General features: G+C 43.9%; 6 protein-coding genes. 3 read left to right on the top strand and 3 right to left on the bottom strand.

Annotation, left to right across the window (positions count from 1 at the left end; genetic code table 11):
* The 3 genes from B7C60_RS12685 to B7C60_RS12675 all read left to right on the top strand — a co-directional run.
* On the top strand, window positions 1–634 hold a 634-nt coding region (locus B7C60_RS12685; RefSeq protein WP_245869366.1), incomplete at its 5' end, for a nucleoside recognition domain-containing protein.
* Between the two features lie 2 nt (window positions 635–636).
* The gene (locus B7C60_RS12680) at window positions 637–1,122 is read left to right on the top strand and encodes a YjiG family protein (protein ID WP_172953244.1); all 486 of its coding nucleotides are present in this window, start codon (window positions 637–639) and stop codon (window positions 1,120–1,122) included.
* Between the two features lie 9 nt (window positions 1,123–1,131).
* Complete coding sequence (locus tag B7C60_RS12675; RefSeq protein ID WP_099611959.1) at window positions 1,132–2,262, top strand: M20 family metallopeptidase; 1,131 nt, start codon at window positions 1,132–1,134, stop codon at window positions 2,260–2,262.
* 72 nt (window positions 2,263–2,334) lie between these two features.
* On the opposite strand, the gene B7C60_RS12670 is transcribed toward B7C60_RS12675, so the two are convergent.
* The 3 genes from B7C60_RS12670 to B7C60_RS19200 all read right to left on the bottom strand — a co-directional run.
* Window positions 2,335–2,931, bottom strand: coding sequence for an acetate uptake transporter (locus tag B7C60_RS12670; RefSeq protein WP_099611958.1), 597 nt, complete (start codon window positions 2,929–2,931; stop codon window positions 2,335–2,337).
* 318 nt (window positions 2,932–3,249) lie between these two features.
* Window positions 3,250–4,698 carry a chitinase gene (locus B7C60_RS12665; RefSeq protein WP_099611957.1) on the bottom strand — a complete coding sequence of 483 codons (1,449 nt, stop codon included), beginning with the start codon at window positions 4,696–4,698 and terminating at the stop codon, window positions 3,250–3,252.
* 127 nt (window positions 4,699–4,825) lie between these two features.
* Window positions 4,826–4,952, bottom strand: a 127-nt coding sequence (locus B7C60_RS19200) for a DUF2339 domain-containing protein (RefSeq protein WP_245869390.1), incomplete at its 5' end; no start/stop codon positions are given.

The following is a 4,952-nucleotide window of genomic DNA, read 5'->3' as shown; positions in this document are numbered from 1 at the left end:
CAATCAATGGTATGGTGTATTTGACTTCACCACACTGAACGGTTCATTCGGCAAAGTCGCCTATAGCGTGAGTGAAACTGCCGATGGAGTGCAAACCGCTACCACCTCTTTTCGTGGTCATGGTGGGAGTGGTGCTCGAGATGGTTTTATTTTTGCGCTATCCCTCATCCCAACCGTGATGTTTGCTTTAGGGATGATCAATGTTCTTGAACAATACGGCGCTCTTGATGCCGCTCGAAAATTATTAACGCCTCTTCTACGCCCACTCATGAATATTCCAGGCAATACTGGTTTAGCGCTCATTGCGTCTTTGCAAAGTACCGATGCGGGGGCAGCAATGACACGTAAACTAAAAGATGAAGGACATATTAGTCAAAGAGAAACCGATATATTTACTATGTTTCAATTTACGGCAGGAGCTACTATCGTTAATTTCTTTTCATCTGGAGCCGTTCTTTTTACCCTAACGCTCGCTGATGGCTCCTTAGCCGTGACCTCGTCTATTGGTTTAGCCATTGCCGTCATGTTTATTTTTAAAATTATTGGTGCCAATATTTTCCGTATTTATTTAAATCTAACAGAAGGAAAAGATACACCTCCCACAGCCACTCATCCCCCTAAAGGGAGGGTTTAACCATGAGCAACCCAGCAAAAATTTCATCCCCTTCGACAAAAAAACCTATGGTAACCGATGTATTTGTTGAGGGAGCCAAAAAAGGTTGGGTCATTGCAACGACCTCAACCGTCCCCAATGTGCTGATGGCTTTTGTCATTATCAAGGCATTACAGATAACGGGGGCTCTTGACCTTATTGGCGTTTTATTCTCACCTATCATGGCACTATTTGGTTTACCCGGTGAAGCAGCGGCTGTCTTGATTGGCGCTTGGATGTCCATGGGGGGTGCTGTCGGCGTGGTAATAACGCTTTTTGACCAAGGTATTTTAACCGGTGAACATATCGTGATACTCGCGCCTGCTATTTATTTAATGGGCTCACAAGTTCAATACATTGGCCGAATTATGGGGGCTATTGGTACAGAAGGTCGCTACATTCCAATTATGATCATTATCTCTATTTTGAATGCCTTCGGTGCAATGTTAGTTATGAATTTATTGGTTTAGGAGTCAATTATGTCATTCTCATTAGCAGAATATTTAGATGAATTACGTCCACTCATCAATGTAGACTGTGGTACTTATACGCTTGATGGTATCAAATATATCGCCGAACAATTTGAAGCTAAGTTTCTAGCACTGCCCGGCTGGCAAGTCACCCAGGTTGACTGTGATAAAGCTGGTATCGGTTTAGAGATTCGTAATCAACCGCAGAACGATAATATTGATGTGATGTTGATTGGTCACATGGATACTGTTTTTGCACCGGGAACCGCTAGTCAACGCCCGATGACCATCGATGAGCATAAAGCTTACGGTCCAGGCGTATCTGATATGAAATCGGGCCTACTTAATATTGTTTTTGCAATGCGTCATCTTAATCCTGCCGTTTTAGACAAATTATCGATTTGTATCTGTATGAATCCAGATGAGGAGATCGGATCGTTATATTCCAGTCAATGGTTACAACAAGTGGCTAAAAAATCACGCCATGTTTTAGTTGCTGAAGCCGCTCGTGCCGATGGTAGCTTAGTTAAAGCTCGTAAAGGGATGGCTCGTTATAAACTTGAATTTACCGGCCTCGCAGCACACGCAGGTAATGAACCAGAAAAAGGGCGCAGTGCCATTACAGAAATGGCACACTGGATTTTAGCGGCCAATCGTTTAACCAACTTTGAATCAGGTACGACCCTGAATGTCGGTATGGTTTCCGGAGGGGCTGGAGCCAATATCGTTCCAGAAAAAGCTCAGGCAATCATCGATGTCCGTTTTTGGGACAATGACGAATATAGCGCATTGGATCAACAACTCCATCAATGGTTAACGACGCCTTTTATTGATGGCGTGACCATTAACTTGCAACGTGAAGCCTATAAGCCATCGATGGTTCCAAGCCCTCAAACCGAGTCACTAATGCAAATAGTCGAGCAGGCAGGCCAAGAAATCGGCATCGAGGTAAACTGGCAAGCAGTTGGAGGCGGCTCCGATGCCAATGCAACCGCTATTTTAGGTATTCCAACATTAGACGGTTTTGGCCCCGTCGGTGCAGGGTTCCACAGTGAGAAAGAATATTTGCAATTAGACTCTATTGAGCCACGTATTCAATTGCTTATCCGAGTACTAGAAAAACTAGCTGATGTAAAATAAAAATCACCTCAACCATCTACTCATCCATCGTCAAAAGGGAAACCTCGTCGTTTCCCTTTTCGTTGACCATTATTAAGCGGCGACCTTTTGCGTCACCGGCGCTACCTCTTTTTTCTTAGCACCAATCGGTAAAATAGTGCGTCCATACTCATGGTTAATCACTTGTGCCATAGCAAAATAAATCGCACTTGCACCACAGAAAATCCCTTCAAAACCGGCAATCATACCAATGAATTCACTGCCCGTGAAATCACGAATCGCGAGTAAGGCAAATAAAATCGTTAAAGAACCAAACACCACTTGTTTCGCAACAGGGTAACAGAGTGAACCAATAAACATAAAACCAGTGAAGATCCCCCATAAAAGTAAATACCAGCCCATAGAGTAGGCCGAGCTGGCAGGTAATCCCATATAGGGCATAACAATCAGACCCACCAGCGTGAGCCAGAACAGACCATAAGAAGTAAAGGCCGTCGTGCCGAAGGTATCACCTCGTTTAAAACACATGATGCCAACAATGACTTGGCTAAGACCACCGTAGAAAATACCCATGGCTAAAATCATCGAATCAATCGGAAAGAACCCTGCATTATGGATATTGAGCAGAATGGTTGTCATACCGAACCCCATCAAACCTAGCGGTGCTGGGTTAGCTAATTGAGTAGACATGCAAATTACCTTACAAAAATGTTAATAAAAAAGCGCGCGGATTCTATTGAACAAGTCATGAAAAAGAAAAACTCATTATTGAAAAATTAGATTCCCAAAAGCAGGCCGAATTATATAGAAGAATAACGTAGAAGATAGAAGAAATTTCAGCCCGATTTCTTAGCTTTCGAGCTGATGTTTGCAGCAGTTTGTGGTGTTTTTATACAAGGTAGAATCTTTATACAAAGTAGAGTCTTTAAAATGTCGAGACTCTACCTGAGCGCAGTAGAAAGGGGCCACAAACACAGCCCGAAGGGTTTGGCTAAAAGTATTAATCGCTTAAGATTGAACTAAAAACCATGGGTCTCCTTGAGAGGGGAGATTCCCTTGTGACCACCATTTCACCTGATAAATCGCGCCTTCATAGGTAACTTGATCCCCCGCATAGTAAACCTTATTCGCTTGCCATACCTCAACACCATCAATCGGTGGTTCACTCGGCTGTTCTGGCTCTGTTGGTGTTAATTCATCAACCACACGTACCTTAGGCCAGCTGGCGTGTGACTGATACAAATTAGTTACGCACTTTTCATAATCCCCTTCAACTAATGCTGAGTATGCCGTCTGAAATCCAACTAAGTTACATTCAAATGAATAACCACCGGGACGGTCTGGATAATAGCGCCAGTTACCATCCCAATTGGTATAAAGTACATCCGTTGCGCCATTTAAGTTTAAGCTGCCATAAGGCGTTTGTTGCCAGCAAGTATTCTGCTCATCCGCTTCAATTGGGATCTGATAGTGTTCAGCCAAACCTTCCCAATAACGGATCCGATTAACGGGCTGGCCTTTGTTTTTATTTTGTTCACCACACTCGATACCGCCATTAATCACATTGATGGTGGTGCCAAATCCATAACCAATACCTGCGTCTAATTCACGCTGAGAAGGGACCCACGTCCTATCAATAACATGTAGCATTGCCGGTTTAGGCGCTTGCGGCGTTAAGAAAAACCAAATTGCTGAAGCAAGATTAAGCCAAGAGTCGGCGACTAATCCGGGATTATTTAATAGTACAGAAGCATCCCCATCAAACATCACTTCAGAAAATGCACCGTAGTTAAAATGGTAAGAAAGTTGCTTGGCTCCACGACCAAAATAACCTTGTCCATCACCACAAGGCCATTTGCGATTTTGCCAATCATTTTGCCCACACCCAGTGGTATAACCGAGTTGCCCTTCCGACCAGCCCATTTCCCGAACATGGACAAGCGCTTGCTGCCACTCTTCCAATCCAAGTGGATTATCGGAAATATTGTCTTTCGCAATATGGCCCCCCGTTTCTTGGGCAAAATGCGCAAAAGCCGTGATCAACGACTTTTTACAGATCGCATCGGCATCACGTCCATCACTGTAATCACCACAAAAGGCGGGAAACTTGCCAATAGCCCTTAAAAATCGGGTATAGGTGTATTCAGGAGCGGCCATATGAGTAAGAAAATTCCACTCATGTTCAGGAAAAACCCGTTCCACACGTTGCACGTTGTCGGGGTTTGTCGCTTGGCCCGGTTCAATCGCCTCGACGACTGAGTTGGGCCGAGTTGCTAAAGCATTTGCCCATATGGCATACATCGGATTCGCTGTTTTTTCTTTTTCGACCGCTTGCAAATCAGAACGAGCGATAAGATAACCATCTGGCGTTTCAGGATCAGGTTGGATATTCATTGCAGCACAAACGGGGAACGCGCCGACCCCGAACAACCATGCAACCGTTTTTCTTTTAAACATCTTCACATCCTTCATCACATTACAACAAAATCATCCTCACTGAGCATAGTATTGAACTAATGATGATTGATGAATCAATGTAAATTATTTATCCAAATGCGAGACACCTCTTAATCACTGACACGGCTTAAGGTTTCAAACTCTGCGCCTCAGTAGTCGAGATTAATGATCGGTTAAGCTTTTGAAACAACCAACCGAGCGCAATTAACGATGCACCCAAACCTAAAAAGCTCACCGCACGCCAAAAGCCATTA

Origin of the sequence: Vibrio fujianensis (genome assembly GCF_002749895.1) — a bacterium.
GTDB lineage: Bacteria > Pseudomonadota > Gammaproteobacteria > Enterobacterales > Vibrionaceae > Vibrio > Vibrio fujianensis.
The sequence above is the reverse complement of the archived record's forward strand: the minus strand, read 5'-3'. Positions and strand labels throughout refer to the sequence as shown.

Bases quoted from the DNA above. Each gene is read 5' to 3' on its own strand.
- B7C60_RS12680 (WP_172953244.1), top strand. From the start codon at position 637: ATGAGCAACCCAGCAAAAATTTCATCCCCTTCGACAAAAAAACCTATG.
- B7C60_RS12675 (WP_099611959.1), top strand. From the start codon at position 1,132: ATGTCATTCTCATTAGCAGAATATTTAGATGAATTACGTCCACTCATC.
- B7C60_RS12670 (WP_099611958.1), bottom strand. From the start codon at position 2,931: ATGTCTACTCAATTAGCTAACCCAGCACCGCTAGGTTTGATGGGGTTC.
- B7C60_RS12665 (WP_099611957.1), bottom strand. From the start codon at position 4,698: ATGTTTAAAAGAAAAACGGTTGCATGGTTGTTCGGGGTCGGCGCGTTC.